At 68.5% G+C, this 17,700-nt stretch carries 17 protein-coding genes, 1 tRNA gene and 2 riboswitches; of the genes, 8 read left to right on the top strand and 10 right to left on the bottom strand.

Features of this window, described 5'->3' with window-relative positions:
- Positions 1-340: 340 nt before the first annotated feature.
- The 4 genes from ABGN05_RS20050 to cobD form a co-directional block, all read right to left on the bottom strand.
- Positions 341-1,165 carry a hypothetical protein gene (locus ABGN05_RS20050; RefSeq protein WP_367955799.1) on the bottom strand — a complete coding sequence of 275 codons (825 nt, stop codon included), beginning with the start codon at positions 1,163-1,165 and terminating at the stop codon, positions 341-343.
- 192 nt (positions 1,166-1,357) lie between these two features.
- A tRNA-Gly gene (locus ABGN05_RS20045) sits at positions 1,358-1,432 on the bottom strand.
- Positions 1,433-2,244: 812 nt separating this feature from the next.
- The gene (locus tag ABGN05_RS20040) at positions 2,245-2,751 is read right to left on the bottom strand and encodes a tyrosine phosphatase family protein (protein WP_367955798.1); all 507 of its coding nucleotides are present in this window, start codon (positions 2,749-2,751) and stop codon (positions 2,245-2,247) included.
- Positions 2,748-3,794, bottom strand: a complete 1,047-nt coding sequence (gene cobD / locus ABGN05_RS20035) for a threonine-phosphate decarboxylase CobD (RefSeq protein WP_367955797.1) — start codon at positions 3,792-3,794, stop codon at positions 2,748-2,750. Before cobD ends, ABGN05_RS20040 begins: the two co-directional genes overlap by 4 nt.
- Between cobD and cbiB the strand changes: the two genes are divergently transcribed.
- Complete coding sequence (cbiB, locus tag ABGN05_RS20030; protein ID WP_367955796.1) at positions 3,793-4,761, top strand: adenosylcobinamide-phosphate synthase CbiB; 969 nt, start codon at positions 3,793-3,795, stop codon at positions 4,759-4,761. The genes cobD and cbiB overlap by 2 nt on opposite strands.
- Here the strand turns inward: cbiB and ABGN05_RS20025 are convergent.
- Genes ABGN05_RS20025 through ABGN05_RS20005 form a run of 5 tightly spaced genes read right to left on the bottom strand, consistent with a single transcriptional unit; the run spans position 4,745 to position 8,262 of the window.
- Complete coding sequence (locus ABGN05_RS20025; protein WP_367955795.1) at positions 4,745-6,208, bottom strand: cobyric acid synthase; 1,464 nt, start codon at positions 6,206-6,208, stop codon at positions 4,745-4,747. The genes cbiB and ABGN05_RS20025 overlap by 17 nt on opposite strands.
- A 5-nt stretch (positions 6,209-6,213) precedes the next feature.
- Positions 6,214-6,822, bottom strand: coding sequence for a cob(I)yrinic acid a,c-diamide adenosyltransferase (gene cobO / locus ABGN05_RS20020; protein WP_367955794.1), 609 nt, complete (start codon positions 6,820-6,822; stop codon positions 6,214-6,216).
- 2 nt (positions 6,823-6,824) lie between these two features.
- On the bottom strand, positions 6,825-7,340 hold the full coding sequence (cobU, locus tag ABGN05_RS20015) for a bifunctional adenosylcobinamide kinase/adenosylcobinamide-phosphate guanylyltransferase (RefSeq protein WP_367955793.1): 516 nt from the start codon (positions 7,338-7,340) through the stop codon (positions 6,825-6,827).
- On the bottom strand, positions 7,333-8,073 hold the full coding sequence (locus tag ABGN05_RS20010) for a CbtA family protein (RefSeq protein WP_367955792.1): 741 nt from the start codon (positions 8,071-8,073) through the stop codon (positions 7,333-7,335). The genes cobU and ABGN05_RS20010 overlap by 8 nt, the downstream gene beginning before the upstream one ends.
- Before the next feature lie 12 nt (positions 8,074-8,085).
- Positions 8,086-8,262 carry a CbtB domain-containing protein gene (locus tag ABGN05_RS20005; RefSeq protein ID WP_367955791.1) on the bottom strand — a complete coding sequence of 59 codons (177 nt, stop codon included), beginning with the start codon at positions 8,260-8,262 and terminating at the stop codon, positions 8,086-8,088.
- A gap of 34 nt (positions 8,263-8,296) precedes the next feature.
- Positions 8,297-8,491, bottom strand: a riboswitch (cobalamin riboswitch).
- A 62-nt stretch (positions 8,492-8,553) separates the two neighbouring features.
- A riboswitch (cobalamin riboswitch) is annotated at positions 8,554-8,757 on the top strand.
- A 39-nt stretch (positions 8,758-8,796) separates the two neighbouring features.
- On the opposite strand from ABGN05_RS20005, the gene ABGN05_RS20000 reads away from it, so the two are divergent.
- From ABGN05_RS20000 to ABGN05_RS19970, 7 genes are read left to right on the top strand one after another with little or no spacing between them, the layout of a single operon-like run.
- A complete protein-coding gene (locus ABGN05_RS20000; RefSeq protein ID WP_367955790.1) occupies positions 8,797-9,240 on the top strand; it encodes a DUF1636 family protein in 444 nt (147 codons plus the stop codon).
- Positions 9,237-10,274, top strand: coding sequence for a cobalamin biosynthesis protein CobW (gene cobW / locus ABGN05_RS19995; RefSeq protein ID WP_367955789.1), 1,038 nt, complete (start codon positions 9,237-9,239; stop codon positions 10,272-10,274). Before ABGN05_RS20000 ends, cobW begins: the two co-directional genes overlap by 4 nt.
- Positions 10,275-10,278: 4 nt before the next feature.
- The gene (gene cobN / locus ABGN05_RS19990; protein WP_367955788.1) at positions 10,279-13,632 is read left to right on the top strand and encodes a cobaltochelatase subunit CobN; all 3,354 of its coding nucleotides are present in this window, start codon (positions 10,279-10,281) and stop codon (positions 13,630-13,632) included.
- On the top strand, positions 13,629-14,852 hold the full coding sequence (gene cobG, locus ABGN05_RS19985) for a precorrin-3B synthase (RefSeq protein ID WP_367955787.1): 1,224 nt from the start codon (positions 13,629-13,631) through the stop codon (positions 14,850-14,852). The genes cobN and cobG overlap by 4 nt, the downstream gene beginning before the upstream one ends.
- A complete protein-coding gene (locus ABGN05_RS19980; RefSeq protein WP_367955786.1) occupies positions 14,849-15,481 on the top strand; it encodes a precorrin-8X methylmutase in 633 nt (210 codons plus the stop codon). The genes cobG and ABGN05_RS19980 overlap by 4 nt, the downstream gene beginning before the upstream one ends.
- A complete protein-coding gene (locus tag ABGN05_RS19975) occupies positions 15,478-16,203 on the top strand; it encodes a precorrin-2 C(20)-methyltransferase (RefSeq protein WP_367955785.1) in 726 nt (241 codons plus the stop codon). Before ABGN05_RS19980 ends, ABGN05_RS19975 begins: the two co-directional genes overlap by 4 nt.
- The gene (locus tag ABGN05_RS19970; RefSeq protein ID WP_367955784.1) at positions 16,200-16,964 is read left to right on the top strand and encodes a precorrin-3B C(17)-methyltransferase; all 765 of its coding nucleotides are present in this window, start codon (positions 16,200-16,202) and stop codon (positions 16,962-16,964) included. The genes ABGN05_RS19975 and ABGN05_RS19970 overlap by 4 nt, the downstream gene beginning before the upstream one ends.
- On the opposite strand, the gene ABGN05_RS19965 is transcribed toward ABGN05_RS19970, so the two are convergent.
- Positions 16,928-17,698 carry a cobalt-precorrin-6A reductase gene (locus tag ABGN05_RS19965; RefSeq protein WP_367955783.1) on the bottom strand — a complete coding sequence of 257 codons (771 nt, stop codon included), beginning with the start codon at positions 17,696-17,698 and terminating at the stop codon, positions 16,928-16,930. The genes ABGN05_RS19970 and ABGN05_RS19965 overlap by 37 nt on opposite strands.
- Positions 17,699-17,700 lie beyond the last annotated feature (2 nt).

Below are 17,700 nucleotides of genomic sequence, written 5' to 3'. Positions count from 1 at the left end.
GCGTTTTAGATTGCGACCCCCGGCCGCGACTGAACGCTGTTGCTGCTCCATCGCCGGTTGGCGCTGCCAACCCGAAGGCTGACAGCACCGATCGATTGGAGACCAGCACGCCCTTAGTACTCTCCCCCGCGCACTATGTCAATAGTATCCGGCAATCGGCTCAAGATATGCTTTCCGTTCAAAAGCAATATCGCATGATGCGAGATAGACACGTTTCACTCTTATTTCCTTTATTCTCTGCAATCTCTCATTTTGCACTCAACCATTCCCGCCACATTTCCGCTAGCGTTAGGTCTAGTCGTCGCCGGTGCCCGTGCGCTAAACAGGTAAAGGTAACGTCCTAGCTATTGGAGGAGAAGTTTCCGACCCGGCTCCCGCCTCGGAAAATGTCGCCGTGCTGGTCGAAGAGTTCGACCACTTGTTCTTTCACTCGCCTCGCATGCTGCGAGGTATCGCTCGGCACGCACACCAGATTGACGACATCGGAACATCGACCAACGAAGAAACTTTCAAATGCAGCGAGCCCCCTTGCGTGCTTTCGCGGCGAGACGTAGCAAACTACTCCGTCGAGGAAAAACCGACAGGCGAACGTGGGCTGCCCCATTTGGAAGGGTGCCATCTTGGGCAGTTCCTCCGCTCCGCAGAATACGGAAAAGTAGGCCGGAAACTCGTCTGGGGGACCGGGGTCACCGGCCAGTAGCCTCGCTCTGATTTCCTCAAGCCGCTTCGGCCGTACTGTGATCAGGGAACACGCTGGCAACGTGCTTACAGCCGCTCGCCAGAGTAAGGAGAGGGCAAACAGGTGCATTGTCTTAGCGTTGACGTTGGCGATCTCGTAGATTTGGCGAGGAATGAGCTTGTCGGTAAGGACCCCTAGATTGAGTGGGTCGCGGCGACTACGGTAGGTGTAGCCGTGATCGATGAAGCACTTCGCGGCGGCGTCGTCATACTTGGCGATGATGGCCTCACCCGTGTGACCGAGGATGCCGGTGTCATACCAGCCGGTGAACGAACGCTTCGGACGGCCGGTCCCGTCCCATTCCTTGAGGGGCGCATCGCTCGCTCGGCGCATGAAGGCGTCGGGGATAATGTGTGATTTCGCGAATGGACCTACCTCACCAGTGAGCAGGCACCGACCGATCTTTTTTTCCCGTGGCTTGCCCATCTCAAATCAACCTCGCTTCCAAGGCTACTCGATGCGCATCGTCGCTAGAAGACGTGGCCCCACTGTGGCCCGGTATGCGGCCCGTAGATCAACAGTACGCAAACGTGGCCCCGATGTGGCCCCACAACGCACAAAGCAAAGCGGCCGCCCTTGGGCGACCTCTTTAACCGCATGATTCCGTTAGAAGAAATTTGGAGCGGGCGAAGGGATTCGAACCCTCGACCCCAACCTTGGCAAGGTTGTGCTCTACCCCTGAGCTACACCCGCTCGCGCGGCCTTCGTCGCCGCAAGCCGGGCCTGTATGGCCGAACTCATTGTGGAATGCAACAGGGAAAAATCGCGCTCGCGGGCTTTGCGGTTCTCTTCCCGGATCACCACGGATCGGTCACGCTTCCCCTGCACTGGCGCAAGATGCCAAGCAGGGGAAGAAGGTCGCGCCGGTCACTGGTTTCCCAGGACGAGGGCACCGGGGGGCGGAACCCGCGTGTCCTTGAAATCCCCCCGAAGCTCGTGCGGATCGGGCTCTGGCGGACGCGTGTCTCTGAAGTCTCCCCGCAGTTCGTGCGGATCGGGCGCCGGTGGACGGGTATCCCGGAAATCTCCGCGGAGCTCGTGCGGATCCGGCGCCGGCGGACGGGTGTCCCTGAAGTCTCCCCGCAGTTCGTGCGGATCGGGAGCCGGCGGGCGGGTGTCCCGGAAATCTCCGCGGAGTTCGTGCGGATCGGGCGGAGGCGGGGCAATGTTGCTTTGAGCATCGCTCGGCGTGATGGAGCCGGTCTTGTGTCTGTCCACGTCTCCGGCATTCGCGAAGCCGATGCTCGAAGCGAGAAGGCCCGCAACGGCTAACGGCATGAAACTGGTCTTCCTGGGCATGGGAATAGATCCTCTCTTCCGGAATCCCTTCCCCACCACAATTCGACGCTGCCAGTATGGTTCCACTCCGCGCGTTGCGTCGACGGTGCCGCTTCCCTCCGAACCATGAGCCGGAGCCAGACAAGCCGGCGACGATCAATCGACCCCGACGCGGATTCTCGTCCGGAAGAAGTCCCGCCGGTGCGCCCGACGACTAGCCCGGACGATCAGCGCAGATCGAGTACGAAGGGGACGCCTTCGAAGGCGTCCGCGCCGCGGCCGATGGCGCGGATCGCCGCGACCATGCGGCCCTGCCGTCCCAGCAGCCGGTCGGCATGGGCGACGATCAGGGGATTGGGCGTGGCCATCGGGGAGAGTCGCCGAAGATCGAGTGCAAGTTCCTTCTCCGGGCGCCCGGGTTGCAGCATGGCCGCGATCGCGTAGGCCGCCGCCGTCGAGCGGCTGATCCCGGCGTGGCAGTGCACGACGAGCGGCGCGGCGCGGTCCCAGTGGCGCGCGAAGGCGAGAAGGGCCTCGACATGCTCCGGCGCTGGGGCCGTGTAGCCATCGCGCGCTTCAGGGATGTCGTGCATCGTCAGGTGCAGGCACCGGTCGGCACCGAAGCCGTCGGGGCGCGAAAAGACCGCACCTTCCGAAAGCAGGGTCAGGAGATGGCTTGCCCCGGACAGCCGCAGGGTTTCCTTGAGGCGCGAAAGAGGCGTGACGTGGATCACGGACCAACACTCCGCCGGTCGCACCAGCTTCCGAGCGCGTTGTCGAGGCGGTCGAACTCCGGCGGGAATGCGGGCAGACCGAAACGCAGGGCCTGCTCGTCGCGCGCGAAGGCGCGCGCGATGATGCCGCGCCGGCCGAGCGCCTCGACGATTGCGCCGGCATGCGGCGTCCTGACGAAGCGGTAGAGGCTGGTGCCGCCCGAGACGTCAAGCCCGTGGCGGCCGAGAAGGGCGTCAAGCCGGGCAGCCTCGGCCGCCAGCCGGACTTGCATGGCGGCGCGCCAGCCTGAGTCCTCCAGGGCTGCGATGCCGGCCTCCAGCGCCGGGCCGGAGACGGCCCAGGGGCCGAGTTGCGCTGCGATGCGCGCAAGGACTGCCGCGGGACCGATCGCGAAGCCGAGGCGCAGGCCGGCGAGGCCGTAGAATTTTCCGAAAGAACGCAGGACGACGAATCCGCCGGCTTCGGCGTCCGGCGCCACGCTTTGGTCCTCGGGGCCGACGTCCATGAAAGCCTCGTCGACGACGAGCAAGCCCCCACGCGCCCTCATTCTTGCGGCGAGACCGAGCAAAGCCTCGCGCCGCATGACGCGGCCGTCCGGATTGTTGGGATTGACCAGCACCCCGAGGTCCGCGTCTCCGAGCGCCTCTAAATCCCCGGTCTCCACCACCGAGTGGCCGGCGATGGCCGCGGCGCGGCGGTGCTCGGCATAGGTCGGCGACAGGATGGCGGCACGGCCGGGCGGCACCAGCGCGGCGACCAAGGGCAGGAGTATCTGCGTTCCCGGCGCCGCGGCGACGTTTTCGGGCGAGGGCGCCCGATAGGTCGATGCGGCCGCTGCCAGAAGTTGGCGCAGCCGCGATTCCTCGGGAAGCCGCCGGAAGGCGCTGGCGGGAATTCCTTCCACCGGATAGGAGTGCGGGTTGATGCCGGTGGAGAGATCGAGCCAGGGCAGCGGCGCGTCGGGGAACAGCCGCGCCGCCCGCGACAGGCTGCCGCCGTGATCGGTGACCTCGTCCAGTGGAGCCCTGCCCGGCCTCGTCATGTCAGCCCTGCTCGCATTCCTGGCGCTCCTGATCGAACGCGCCGTCGGCTATCCCGATGCCCTCTACCGAGCGATCGGCCACCCCGTCACCTGGATCGGCCGGCTGATCGCATGGGCCGACTCCGCGCTCAACCGCTCCGACCGGAGCTTTGGCGCGCGAAGGGCAGCCGGTATCCTCGCGCTGGTCGTCTTCGTCCTGGCGGCGGGTGCGACGGGCCTGCTCGTGCAGGCGGCGTTCGGCGCGGGTGTGGGCATCATCGCCACGGCCCTCGTCGCGAGTTCGCTCATCGCACAGCGCAGCTTGGCCAGCCATGTTGAAGCCGTCGCCGACGCGCTGGAGTGGGACGGGCTGGAAGGCGGCCGCAAGGCTGTCTCCATGATCGTCGGGCGCGACCCGGAAAACCTCGACGAAGCGGGCGTGTCGCGCGCCGCCATCGAGAGCCTGTCGGAGAATTTTTCCGACGGCGTCGTCGCGCCGGCCTTCTGGCTCGCCGTGGCCGGCCTGCCGGGTGCCGCGGTCTACAAGGCGGTCAACACCGCCGACAGCATGATCGGCCACCGGACGCCGAGGCACGAGGCCTTCGGCTGGGCCTCGGCGCGTTTCGACGACCTGATCAACCTTCCGGCGTCGCGGCTCACCGCACTGCTGATCGTCGGCGCCGCATGGTCGCTCGAGGATGCCGATGCTGATGCAAGCTGGCGCGCGGTGCGGCGCGACGCCCGAAAACACCGATCGCCCAATGCCGGCTGGCCGGAGGCCGCCATGGCGGGTGCGCTTGGTCTGGCGCTCGCCGGCCCACGCAGCTACGGCGGCGTGCTGGTCGAGGACGCATTGATGGGCGAAGGCGGACGCCGCGAAGCGAGCGCGGCCGACATAAGGCGCGCGCTGCGGATCTATCGCCGCGCCGATGCGCTGCTGATCGCGCTGGTCGGCCTCGTGGCGGCGGCATTCATCGCGCATGGCTGAGCAGGGCATCGAGATCGAGGTGGCGCTCGAGATGCGCGGCGAGCGCGTCGAGCGTCTCCTCGACCCCCTCTTCGTAATCGAGCCCGGACGCCTGTCCGCCGAGCCGCGCGATCCAGGCGCTTCGCTGCGCATCGTCGGCGAAGAGGCCGTGGACATAGGTTCCCACCACCCGACCCGTAGCCGACGTGGCACCGTCTGGGCGGCCGTCGGCGAGGCGTGCGAAGGGACGCTCCGCATCCGGCCCGATCGTGCGGCCGACATGCATTTCATAGCCTGAGAAGGAGACGCCGTCGGCTGTCGTCCCGGTGACGGATTCGAGCGACTTCGCTTCGGTGAGTTCGGTCATCACGTCGAGCAGACCGAGCCCGCCCCTGCCGCCGGGCGCGCCTTCGATCCCCGAGGGATCCTCGATGCGGCGGCCGAGCATCTGGTATCCGCCGCAGAGGCCCACAACATGGCCGCCGCGCCTCACGTGCGCGTGGATATCGACGTCTAGGCCCGAACGCCGCAGCGCCTCGAGATCGGCGATCGTCGACTTGGACCCGACGAGCAGCACGAGTGCTGCGTCGCCGGGGATGACCTCGCCGAGGCGTACTCGGATCAGGTCGACGTCCGGCTCCGCGTCCAGCGGGTCGAGGTCATCGAAATTGGAGATGTGCGGCAGGATGGGCACCGCGATGCGAACTTTTCCGCCGGTCGCGCGCGGCGAGGACTTGGCGGTCAGCGCCAGTGCATCCTCGGCAGGCAGGCGGCGGGCAGCCTCGAAATGCGGCACGAGCCCGAAGGGCGTCCAGCCGGTCCGCCGCGCGATCTCGGCCATGCCGTCGGCAAACAGCGCGGGGTCGCCGCGGAAACGGTTGACGACGAAGCCGCGGATCAGCGCGGCATCGGCCGGATCGACGACGTGTTTCGTGCCGACGAGGCTGGCGATCACGCCGCCCCGGTCGATGTCGCCGATTAGCACGACGGGGACGCCTGCGGCGCGCGCAAAGCCCATGTTGGCGATGTCGTTGGCGCGAAGATTGATTTCCGACGCGCTGCCGGCGCCTTCGACCAGCACGAGGTCGGCCTCGGACCGGAGCAGGGCAAAACTCTCCAGCACGGCCGGCATCAGGCTCGCCTTCAGCGACTGGTAGGCCTTGGCATCGGCCGCGGCATGGATGCGCCCCTGCACGATCACCTGCGATCCGGTCTCGCTCTGTGGCTTCAGGAGCACCGGGTTCATGTGAACGCTGGGCGGAACGCGGGCGGCGCGCGCCTGCAGCGCCTGCGCCCGGCCGATCTCCCCGTTCTCGACGGTGACGGCGGCATTGTTGGACATGTTCTGCGGCTTGAAGGGGCGCACCGCGAGGCTGCGGTTGGCGAAGGCACGGCAGAGACCGGCGACGATCAGCGACTTGCCGACGTCGGACCCCGTCCCCTGGAACATCAGCGCCCTGGCGGCCATCGCGGCTAGAACTCGATGCCCTGCTGCGCCTTCACGCCGGCGGCGAAGTGATGTTTGACTTGCCCCATCTCGGTGACGAGGTCGGCGGCCTCGATCAGTTCCGGCTTGGCGTTGCGGCCGGTGACGACGACGTGGAGGTCGGGTCGCCGATTGCTTAACGCGGCGACGACGGACGCCAGGTCGAGATACTCGTAGCGCAGCGCGATGTTCAACTCGTCGAGGATGACGAGGCCGAAGGACGGGTCGGCCATCAGTTCCCGGGCGCGCTGCCAGGCGCGTTCGGCGGCGGCAATGTCGCGCGCCTTGTCCTGCGTCTCCCAGGTGAAGCCCTCGCCCATGGCGTGCCATGCGACCATATCGCCGAAGCGGGCGAGCGCGTCCTTCTCGCCCGTGTGCCAGGCGCCCTTGATGAACTGCACGACACCGACGCGCCGGCCATGGCCGAGCATGCGGAGCGCCAGCCCGAAGGCGGCGGTCGACTTGCCCTTCCCGGGACCGGTGTTGACGATCAGCAGGCCTTTCTCGATGGTCTTGTCGCGCAGCTTGGCGTCCTGGTGCGCCTTGCGCTTCTCCATCTTGGCCTTGTGGCGGCTGGCATCTTCGGTTTCGGCCATCTTCACTTCACCTTCATCGGCAGGCCGGCGACCATGAACAGGACGGCGTCCGCCTTCGACGCGACCATCTGGTTGAGACGCCCGGCCGCATCGCGAAAGTTACGCCCGAGCCGGTTGTCGGGCACTATGCCGAGGCCGACCTCGTTGGAGACGACGAACCATTGCCCGTGCGGTTTTGCCAGAACGGTCGCCAAGTTCTCGCAAGCCGCCTCGACGTCTTGTTCGGCCAGCATCACGTTGGTCAGCCACAGGGTCAGGCAATCGACCAGCAGTGCCTGACCGTCAGGGACCCTTCCGATCGCATCGGCGAGGTCCAGCGGCGCCTCCACCGTGTGCCAGCGACCGTCGCGCCGCTCCCGATGCAGGCCGATCCGCTCGCGCATCTCGTCGTCGAAGGCCTGCGCCGTGGCGATGTAGGCCCAGGGTGCGGGACAGGCCGAGACCAGCGTTTCGGCGTGCCTGCTCTTGCCCGATCGCGCGCCTCCGAGAACGAAGGTGAGCGAGCCTTGCTCAGGCAAGGCTGTGCCGGGGCGCCTCCAGGCCGGCGGCGAAGCGTTCGCGCAGCGTGCCAACCGCGACCCCCATCGCCAGCCAGAACACCAGGTTGGTCATCGTGACGGCGACGACGAAGCTGTGGTGCAGGCTTTCGGGCACGGGGCTCTCGAAGCTCGCCGGCTGCGGCGCCCCGATGACGTGCGGGGCGATGATGAGCGCGACGCCGACCAGTGCAAGCCACGGCGCAGTGCGGAAGGCGATGAGCGTCAGGCCGGCCGCGGTTGCGCAGACCGTGAAGATCCACCAAGCCTGCCGCGCGACGAGGTCGGCGGCCGGCATTGCCGGCAATTCGGGCGGAAGCCCGAGGCCGGGCGCCAGCGTGAAGACGGCGAAACCGGCGAAGCCCCAGACGAGGCCGGCGCGCCAGCTTCTGATGCCGCCGGCGATCTCGGATGCCGCGACGAGCAGCAGGGCGAAACCGATGCCGGTCACGACGTTGACCAGGCCGGTGTAGAAAGTGCGCTCGGCGCCGTCTGTGGGCGCCCAGGATTCGTCGCCATGGTCGTGGTTGCCGTCGTCGGGCGCGGCTTGTGTCGCCTCGGCGTGGTGGTGATCGGTGGGGGCCGCGGCACCCTCGAAGGTCTCGGCCTGGAGAATGAGCGGAACCGTAAAGACGGCCTGGAGACCGGTCATCACGATGCCGGCAAACAGCCCGGCGATCGCGGCCAGGAAGATCGCGCTACGAAAGACAGCCATGTCGAAAACCCCTCAGTGGCAGGGGAATGCCATGGAGTGCCTGTAGTCGTGGCCGGCATTGTGGACCACGTCCATCTGCGCGAAGCCGGCAAAACCAACGATGAAGACGCCGAGCAGGCCGGCGAATGCGAGAGGCAGGATGCCCGCGCGTGTGGCTGCCGCGCCGCGGATGACTGAAGTCTGTGCCATTTCGATCCCTTCCGCCCTCCACCCGAGGGCCTTGTTCCCATTCATGCCGGCGGCAGGTCTCCTGGCTCGCGGGTCACTGCCCTGCCCGCCTTCCCGAAGCTTTTGGCTTCAGTGGCATATCGGGCGAAGGCTTGCCGCTCACAGTTGCGGGGGCAGCCGAGGATCGGGAAATCCCTACCTCGTTCCCTTTCACATCCCCTCGCGGGGAACCGACGACATGACGACCTTAGTGGAAATGGCCGACCGGCGAAAGGGGGCCGCGCTCACTCGTTGACAGTTTCAGAGCGGAAGCCGTAAATGCGCCTCGACGGTCCTTCATCCGCAACGATGGAGGCTAAGAGGGAATGCGGTGCGCTCGCGACGGGCTACTCCGCAGCTGTCCCCGCAACTGTAGCCGGTTAGTGCGCGCCAACCGCCACTGGAGCGGAAGCTTCGGGAAGGCGGCGCGGACGGTGAGCCGGAAGCCAGGAGACCTGCCGTCGACGTATCGTACTCTCACGGCCCGGCGGGTGTCCCGGGTAAGGAGCTTTTGGATTGAGGGTCTATCCGGACGATCTGGAGCGACCGGCCGCCGAGCCGGAACACGAGGCATGCGCGCAAGCGTCGCCCGTGACGATCGTCGTTTGCAGTTCCTGCCGCCTGCGTTCCGAGCCCGAAGCCGATCCCCGGCCGGGTTCGTTGCTGGCAAAGGCGACGGCCAATGCAGCAGAAGACGCATCCGATCTGGTCGAGGTGCGGCAGGTCGCCTGCCTCGGCAACTGCAAGCGTGGCCTCAGCGCCGTGATGATGCGCGACGGCTGCTGGTCCTACGTCTTCGGCGACCTTAATGTGGCGAACGCGCCCGACCTGATCGCCGGCGCCGAACTCTTCGCACGCTCCACCGACGGCTTCATGCCGTTCCGCGCCCGCCCCGAGCCGCTGAAGCGCGGGCTGATCGCGCGCGTCCCCACCTTCGACAGCCTCAAGGAAATCCCATGACCGCCTCGTTCGATCGCGTGCCCTGCACGGTCGTCACCGGCTTCCTCGGCGCCGGCAAGACCACGCTGATCCGCAATCTTCTCCAGGGATCGCACGGCAAGCGGCTCGCCATCATCGTCAACGAGTTCGGCGACGTCGGCATAGACGGCGAGATCCTGCGCAATTGCGGCGTCGAGAACTGCGCCGACGAGGACATCGTGGAACTCGCCAACGGCTGCATCTGCTGCACGGTCGCCGACGACTTCGTGCCGGCGCTGGACAAGATCCTGGCGCGCGAGCCCAGGGTCGACCACATCCTCATCGAAACCTCGGGGCTTGCCCTGCCAAAGCCGCTGGTGCAGGCCTTCCAGTGGCCGGGCGTGAAGAACCGCGTTACCGTCGACGGGGTGATCGCCGTCGTGGACGGCCCGGCGCTCGCGGCGGGCGAGGTGACCGGCGACCGCGAGGCGCTGCTTCGCCAGCGCGAGGCCGACAGGACCATCGACCACGACGATCCGGTGGAGGAGGTGTTCGAGGACCAGGTCGCCTGCGCCGATCTGGTGGTGCTGTCCAAGAGCGACCTCCTCGACGATGCCGGACGCTCCCGAGCGACCGCCGCTATCGAGGCGCACCTGCCGCGCGCGGTGAAGATCGTGGCGAGCGCCAACGGCCGCATCGACGCCGGCGCGGTGCTCGGCCTCGGGCTCGCTGTCGAGGACGACATCGAGAACCGCAAGACGCATCACGACGACGAGCTCGACCACGAGCACGATGATTTCGACAGCTTCGTTGTCGAGCTTCCGGCGATCTCCGATCCGGCAGCGCTGGCGCAAAGGGTTTCGGCGGCGGCCGAGGCCGAAAACGTGCTCAGGCTGAAGGGTTTCGCGCATGTCGAGGGCAAGCCGATGCGGCTTCTGGTGCAGGCGGTCGGCCCGCGCGTGACGCATCACTACGACCGCGCCTGGCGGCCGGAGGAAGACCGCACCACCCGCCTCGTCGTGATCGGCCTCAAGGGGCTCGACCGCGCGGCGGTGGAAAAGCTCCTCGCGGCGTGATGCCATGCACATCCTGGCGACCGGCACCGCTTCCCTGGACAGCCTGATCGAGCCGATCGATCTGGCCCAGGCGCCTGCGGACATGGTTGCCCTGTCCTTCACCGACAGCGACATCTCCGGCATGGCCGCGGGCTGGAACGCCGCGCGCGACGCGCTGCCTTCGCTTCGGCTGGCGCATCTGCGCGACCTGCGGCATCCGATGTCGGTCGATCTGTGGATCGAGAAGACGGCCGCCCATGCGCGCGTGGTTCTGGTTCGGCTTCTGGGCGGCTACGAGTGGTGGTCCTACGGCTGTGACCAGCTTGCCGCGACCGCCCGGCGCAAAGGCATCGCGCTGGTGCTGCTGCCCGGCGAATGCAGCGAGCGCGACGAGCGGCTGGCGGGGCTCTCAACCGTGCCGGTGTCCGATTACGACGCTCTGCTGAAATGCTTCCGGGATGGCGGACCGGACAATCTCGCGATTGCGCTGCGTCGGCTGGCGGGACTTGCAGGTTCCGGGATCGCCGAGCCGGATAGCGCCCGTCCGGTCGCCAAGGCGGGATACTACGCGCCGGGCGCGGGCGCGGTCGAGCGCGGCCATTTCGAGCGTCTCGCAGAAGCGGGGCAACCCGTGGCGCCGCTGATCTTCTATCGCTCCATGCTGCTCGCCGGCGACACGGCGCCGATCGACGCGCTTGTCCGCGCGCTTTCGGCAAAAGGCATCCTGGCCCTGCCGATCTTCGTCGGCAGCCTGCGCGACCGAGAAGCACAGGACCTCACACGGGATACGGCGGAACGTTTCTCCGCGAGGCTCATGCTCACCGCCACCGCCTTCGCGCTCGGGGCGGAACCGGGCGAGACGACACTGTTCGACGAACTCGGCCTGCCGGTCTTCCAGGTCGCCATCGCCACGACGCGGCGCGAGGCCTGGCAGGTGGGACAGCGCGGGCTCGCGCCCGCCGACCTCGCGATGCATGTCGTCCTGCCCGAACTAGACGGACGCATCGCCGCCGGCGCCATCTCATTCAAGGACACGGCCGCACCCGACGAAGTGTTGGGTGTGCGGCTGCAGGTCAACCGGCCGGAACCGGATCGCGTCGAGCAGGTCGCAAGCCGCATCGCGGCATTCCTGACGCTCCAAGCGACGCTGCGCCCGGAGCGCCGGATCGTGATCGTCGTACCCGACTACCCCGCCGCGACGGGCCGGGCCGGCTACGCGGTCGGGCTCGACGTGCCGCAAAGCGTGCTGGAGATGCTGCGCGACATGCGCGCCGAGGGGTATTCGGTCGAGGGTATTCCCGATTCCCCGCGCGAGCTGATGCGGATGATCGACCGGCAGCGACCGGCCATTTCGATTGAGGACTACCGCCGGCTCTCCGCTGGCCTGTCGCCGGAAGCGTTTGAGACGGTCGACGCCGCCTGGGGCGCGCCTGAAGACGATGCGCCGGACGGCCACTTCGTGTTTCGCCATGCCCGTTTCGGCAACGTCACGGTCGCCTTCGCGCCGGATCGGGGACGCTCGGAAAACCGGCGCGTCGAATATCACGATCCCGCGCTGCCGCCGCGCCACGCGCTCGTCGCCTTCGGCCTGTGGATGCGCAAGACGCTCGGCTGCCACGCGCTCGTCCATGTCGGCGCGCACGGCACGCTGGAATGGCTGCCGGGCAAGACGGTGGCGCTCGGGCAAGACTGTTTCCCCGAAGTGGTCACCGGATCGCTGCCAGTCATCTATCCCTTCATCGTCAGCAATCCGGGCGAGGCCGCGCAGGCCAAGCGCCGCATCGCGGCGGTCACCATCGGGCACCTGACGCCGGTGCTCGCCGACGCCGGCCTGTCGGAAGACCAGCAGACGCTGGAACGGCTGGTCGACGAGTACGCCCAGGCCGACGGTCTCGACCGGCGCCGCCGCGACCGGCTCGCCGCGCTGATCGTCGAGACGGCGGCGAAGACAGGACTGGCGCGCGAGGCCGGCGTCGACGTCGAGGCGCCCGACGAGGCGCTGATGAAGATCGATGCCTGGCTCTGCGACCTGAAGGATTTCGCGGTGAAGGACGGGCTGCACGTCTTCGGACGTGCGTCGGAGGCGGACACCGATCCGGCGCGGATCGCCAGCGCCGGTGCCGAGCACCAGGCGCTGCTCGACGCGCTCGACGGGCGCCACCTGCGGCCCGGCCCTTCCGGTGCGCCCTCGCGCGGGCGCACCGACGTGCTTCCGACCGGGCGCAACCTTTTCGCCGCCGACCCGCGCACCATGCCCACGCCGATCGCGGCCGAACTCGGCCGCAAGGCCGCCGACGAGGTCATCCGCTCCTACCTGCAGGACCATGGCGACTACCCGCGCTCGCTGGTGATCGACCTGTGGGGCAGCGCCAGCCTCAGGACCGGGGGCGAGGAGATCGCGCAGGGTCTGGCGCTGATGGGCTGCCGGCCGCAATGGGACCATTCCACCGGCCGTGTCACCGGCATCGAGGTCCTGCCGCCCGCCGCCATGGGGCGCCCGCGCGTCGACGTCACCTGGCGTATTTCCGGGCTCTTCCGCGATATGTTCCCGGTGCAGATCGCGCTGATCGACGCGGCCGTCGCGGCAATTGCGCAACGCACGGAGGAGGACGACGACAACCCGCTGGCCCTTGAGGCGCGTCGGGCCGGGGAGCGGCCCGCGCGCATCTTCGGCTCCGCGCCCGGCACCTACGGGTCGGGCATCGAGGAGAAGCTCGCGAGCGGCGCGTGGGAAACCCGCGAGGAGCTCGGCCGCGCCTATCTCGACGCCTCCTCACATGCCTTCGGCGGCATCGAGGGCGAAGGCCGCGCCGCGCCCGGCCGGTTCGCCGACCGCGTCGCCGGCGCCGATCTGCTGGTCCATTCCAGCGACGATCCCGGCCGCGACATCCTCGAAGGCTCGGCCGACGTCGCCTTCGCCGGCGGCTTCGCGGCGGCGGTCGCCACCCTTGGCGGCAAGGCCGACGTGATCATGCTCGACACCACCAGCCCGCAACGCCCCCGCGCACGCTCGGTCGTGGCAGCCGTGACGCGCACGGTGCGGGCGCGCGCGCTCAACCGGCGCTTCATCGAGGGCCAGATGCGACACGGCCCGCGCGGCGCCTCCGAATTCGCCGAGACGGTCGACCGGCTGGTCGGCTTCGCCGAGACGACCAATGCCATCCCGCCGGTGCTGCTCGGCGACGTCCACGACGCCTATCTCGGCGATCCGCGGGTGCGCGCCTTCCTTCTTGCCGAAAACCCGGCCGCAGCGCGTGCCATCGCGCAGCGCTTTTCCGACGCCCGCCGCCGCGGCCTGTGGCATCCTCTGCGCAATTCCGTGGATCACGACCTGGCGGCGCTGATCGCCGAGGCGCGCGGACTGGAGGCAGCGGCATGAACGCCATCCTTCGCCGCGGCGCCTGTCCGTCGCTGTCTTCCCCGATGCAGACCGGCGACGGCCTGCTGGTGCGCATCAATCCAAAGTTCGGGAACCTGTCACCACGCCAGCTCGCCGGCATCGCCGCGGCGGCCCAACGCCACGGCAACGGGGTTCTGGAGATCACCTCGCGCGGAAGCCTGCAAGTTCGGGGACTTTCGCCTGTGAGCGCCGCGTCTTTCGGAGAAGCCATCGCGGCCCTCGGCGTCGACGCGCTCTCCGGATTGCAGATCGGAGTCGGGCCGCTCGCCGGCCTCGATGCGAACGAGACCGCCGACCCACGCCCGCTGGCTGAAGCCATCCTGAGCAAGGTTGCCGGGCGCGATCTTTCTGGCCGACTTGCGCCAAAGGTTTCGGTGGTGGTCGACGGCGGCGGCGCCCTCAACCTGTCCGGCGTGCTGGCCGACATCCGCGTCGAGGCTGACGGCGACGGCTGGGTGGTCATGGCGGGCGGCGGACGGACGGACGCGCGCATCATCGGGCGCGGCGATGCCGAGCAAGCCGCGGCCGCGGCGGTCTCGCTGCTCGAAGCCCTTGCCGCAGGTGGCCGCGAGACGCGCGGCCGCGATCTGTCGGCCGACGCGTTGTCACGCGCCGGGACTAATCTGGAACCTGCAGCGAACCCGGAGCGACCGGCGCCGTCCGCGCCGGTGGGCACCTTCGCTCTGAAGCACGGCACCGGCGCGCGCGGCTTCGCCCTCTCCTTCGGGCAGATGCGCGCCTCCGCGCTTTCGGAATTCGCCGAAGCAATCGATCCCTGCCACGAAATCCGCCTCGCGCCTGGCAAGGGCCTGCTCGTCATCGGATCTCCCGCGGACGACGGGGCGGGCCTGGTCGCTGCCGCCGAGCGGCTGGGTCTCGTCACACGCGCCGACGACCCGCGGTTGCGCATCATCACCTGCGCAGGGGCGCCGGACTGTGCCTCGGCCTTCCTGCCGACACGCGACATCGCCGCCCGGCTGGTCCAGAACCATCCAGAGGTGCTACCGGCCGAAGGCATGGTCCACGTCTCGGGCTGCGCCAAGCAATGCGCGAAGCCGGCCGGGCCGTCGCTTTCCCTCGTCGGCGCGGCCGAGGGCTGCGAGATCGTTGCGGAGGGCGTGGAGGTGGGAACCGAGATCCGCCGCGTCCTGTCCGCCTTTGCCGCTCCCCACATCCCCGAACGGAGACGATCCGCTTGACGACGACCGACTACATCCGCGACGGGACGGCGATCTACGAAAAATCCTTCGCCATCATCCGCGCCGAGGCCGACCTCTCCCGCTTCGACGAGGCGGAGGCGGATGTCGCCGTGCGCATGATCCACGCCTGCGGCATGGTGGAGGCGGCAAGGCACTTCGCCTTCTCCGAAGGGTTCGTCGCGGCCGCGCGGGCAGCACTCTCGGCAGGGGCGCCGATCCTGTGCGACGCAGAGATGGTGGCGCAGGGCGTCACGCGGGCCAGGCTTCCCGCCGGCAACGACGTGATCTGCACGCTTCGCGACCCGCGCACTCCGGAACTCGCCGCCAGGATCGGCAACACGCGCTCGGCCGCCGCGCTCGAACTGTGGCGAGACCGTCTCGCCGGATCGGTCGTCGCCATCGGCAACGCGCCCACAGCGCTCTTCTACCTGCTCGACATGCTGAAGGGCGGCGCGCCAAAACCGGCGGCGATCATCGGTATGCCCGTCGGCTTCGTGGGTGCCGCCGAATCCAAGGATGCGCTGGCGCAGGGCGACCACGGCGTGCCCTGGGCGATCGTGCGGGGTCGGCTCGGCGGGAGCGCCATGACCGCGGCGGCCGTCAACGCCTTGGCGAGGCCGGGCCTGTGACGGGGCGGCTGATCGGCGTCGGGACCGGCCCCGGCGATCCGGAACTCCTGACGCTGAAGGCGGCTCGCGCCCTGCGCGAGGCCGACGTCGTGGCGCATTTCGCCAAGCGCGGCAACAACGGCAATGCCCGCGCCATCGTCGCCGCGCACATCCGGCCCGAGGTGCTGGAACTGCCGCTGCTCTATCCCGTCACCACCGAGATCCACCGCTCGGATGCCACCTACATCGAATGCATCACGGCGTTCTACGAGGAGGCGGCCGCTTCCGTCGCCTCGCATCTCGACGCCGGTCACACTGTCGCGGTGCTGAGCGAAGGCGATCCGCTGTTCTACGGCTCCTACATGCACCTCCACGTGCGGCTGGCCCATCGCTATCCGACCGAGGTGATTCCCGGCGTCACGGCGATGTCGGGCGCCTGGTCGGCGGTCGGCGTGCCGATCACGCAGGGCGACGACATTCTGTCGGTGCTTCCCGGCACGCTGGACGAGGCGGAACTGGCGAGGCGCATCGCGGCGACTGAAGCCTGCGTGATCATGAAGGTCGGCCGCAATCTGCCGAGAATCCGCCGCGCGCTTGTGGCGGCGGGACGGCTGGAGTCCGCGATCTACGTGGAGCGGGCGACCATGGCCGCCATGGTGACCATGCGGCTGGCGGACAAGCCGGACGATGCCGCGCCCTATTTCTCGATCGTGCTCGTGCCCGGCTGGAGCAGCCGGGCATGAGCGGAAGGATCACCGTGGTCGGCATCGGGCCCGGTAGCCCCGACCAGACGACGCCGCAGGCGAGCGCGGCGATCGCGGCGGCGACTGACCTCTTCGGCTACGGCCCCTACCTTGACCGGTTGACGCTCGGATCGCACCAGACCCGCCACGCCTCCGACAACCGCGAGGAGCTTTCGCGCGCCGGGGCGGCATTGTCGGCGGCGGCACAGGGCCGGCAGGTGGCGGTGGTCTCCGGCGGCGACGCGGGCATCTTCGCTATGGCCGCGGCCGTCTGCGAGGCGATCGAGTACGGGCCGGCCGAATGGCGCGCGCTGGAACTCGAAGTGGTTCCGGGCGTCACCGCGATGCTGGCGGTCGCCGCCCGCATCGGCGCGCCGCTCGGCCATGATTTCTGCGCGATCTCGCTGTCGGACAACCTGAAGCCCTGGGATGTGATCGAAAACCGCCTGCGCGCCGCGGGCCGGGCGGGCTTCGTCATCGCGCTCTACAATCCCGTCAGCCGCGCCCGGCCCTGGCAGCTGGACAAGGGGTTCGACATCCTGCGCGAGGTGCTCCCGGGCGAGACCGTCGTCGTCTTCGGCCGTGCCGCCGGACGGCCGGACGAGCGCATGACAACGGTGCCCTTGGCCGACGCCGCGGCCGGAATGGCCGACATGGCGACCTGCGTCATCGTCGGCTCGCCGGAGACGCGCATCGTCGAACGTGACGGATTGCCGCCGATCGTCTATTCGCCGCGCTCTTCCGGAAGGCCGGCGAGATGACGGATCTTCGCCAGCGCTTTCTCGACGGTCAAAACGGACTCGGCCGCGCCGACGGGCGGGCGGCCGACCATGACGACCGGCACCGAGAGTTCGCGCGCGGCGGCGATCTTGCCGTAGGTCGCCTCCCCGCCGCTGTTTTTGGCGACGACGATCTCGATGCCATGCGTATGCAGAAGCTGACGCTCAGCAATTGCCGTGAATGGGCCGCGATCGAGGATGTAAGTCGCTCCCGGCAAGGCATTCCCGGCATCGACCGGATCGACGCTACGCACGACGTAGCGGTGCTGCGGGAGGGCACCGAACGGTACCAGTTCCTGCCGGCCGATGGCGAGGAAGACCGTTCGGGGCTCATCGCCGAGGAGCCGAGCCGCCTCGGCGACGGTCCTGGCATCGATCCAGTTGTCGCCCGGCTGCCGCTGCCATTCCGTACGCCGGAGAACGACCAACGGAATGCAGGCAGCTTCGGCCGCGGCGATGGCGTTGGCCGAGATGCGCGCGGCGAAGGGATGCGTGGCATCGGCCAGGACGTCCACCGCATGCGCCCGCAGCCACTCCGTCAGCCCGTCGGCGCCGCCGAAGCCGCCGATGCGGACCTCGCCGGCCTGCGCCAGCGGAGCGGCCGTGCGGCCGGCGAGCGACAGCGTCACATTCGCATCGCCGTGTGCGACGAGTTTTTCGGCAAGACGGCGCGCTTCGCCGGTGCCGCCGAGGATGAGGATATGCGGGGTCGCCATGC

Origin of the sequence: Aquibium pacificum, assembly GCF_040839445.1 — a bacterium.
Taxonomy (GTDB): Bacteria; Pseudomonadota; Alphaproteobacteria; order Rhizobiales; family Rhizobiaceae; genus Aquibium; species Aquibium pacificus.
Note: the sequence above shows the minus strand (reverse complement) of the source record. Positions and strands in the feature narration are given on the sequence as shown.

What these genes read in the sequence shown, in the direction of transcription:
- cobG (WP_367955787.1), top strand. Translation starts at nt 13,629, where the DNA reads ATGAACGCCATCCTTCGCCGCGGCGCCTGTCCGTCGCTGTCTTCCCCG.
- ABGN05_RS20050 (WP_367955799.1), bottom strand. Translation starts at nt 1,165, where the DNA reads ATGGGCAAGCCACGGGAAAAAAAGATCGGTCGGTGCCTGCTCACTGGT.
- ABGN05_RS19965 (WP_367955783.1), bottom strand. Translation starts at nt 17,698, where the DNA reads ATGGCGACCCCGCATATCCTCATCCTCGGCGGCACCGGCGAAGCGCGC.
- ABGN05_RS19970 (WP_367955784.1), top strand. Translation starts at nt 16,200, where the DNA reads ATGAGCGGAAGGATCACCGTGGTCGGCATCGGGCCCGGTAGCCCCGAC.
- cobO (WP_367955794.1), bottom strand. Translation starts at nt 6,822, where the DNA reads ATGGCCGAAACCGAAGATGCCAGCCGCCACAAGGCCAAGATGGAGAAG.
- cobD (WP_367955797.1), bottom strand. Translation starts at nt 3,794, where the DNA reads ATGACGAGGCCGGGCAGGGCTCCACTGGACGAGGTCACCGATCACGGC.
- ABGN05_RS20025 (WP_367955795.1), bottom strand. Translation starts at nt 6,208, where the DNA reads ATGGCCGCCAGGGCGCTGATGTTCCAGGGGACGGGGTCCGACGTCGGC.
- cobN (WP_367955788.1), top strand. Translation starts at nt 10,279, where the DNA reads ATGCACATCCTGGCGACCGGCACCGCTTCCCTGGACAGCCTGATCGAG.
- cobW (WP_367955789.1), top strand. Translation starts at nt 9,237, where the DNA reads ATGACCGCCTCGTTCGATCGCGTGCCCTGCACGGTCGTCACCGGCTTC.
- ABGN05_RS20005 (WP_367955791.1), bottom strand. Translation starts at nt 8,262, where the DNA reads ATGGCACAGACTTCAGTCATCCGCGGCGCGGCAGCCACACGCGCGGGC.
- ABGN05_RS20010 (WP_367955792.1), bottom strand. Translation starts at nt 8,073, where the DNA reads ATGGCTGTCTTTCGTAGCGCGATCTTCCTGGCCGCGATCGCCGGGCTG.
- cbiB (WP_367955796.1), top strand. Translation starts at nt 3,793, where the DNA reads ATGTCAGCCCTGCTCGCATTCCTGGCGCTCCTGATCGAACGCGCCGTC.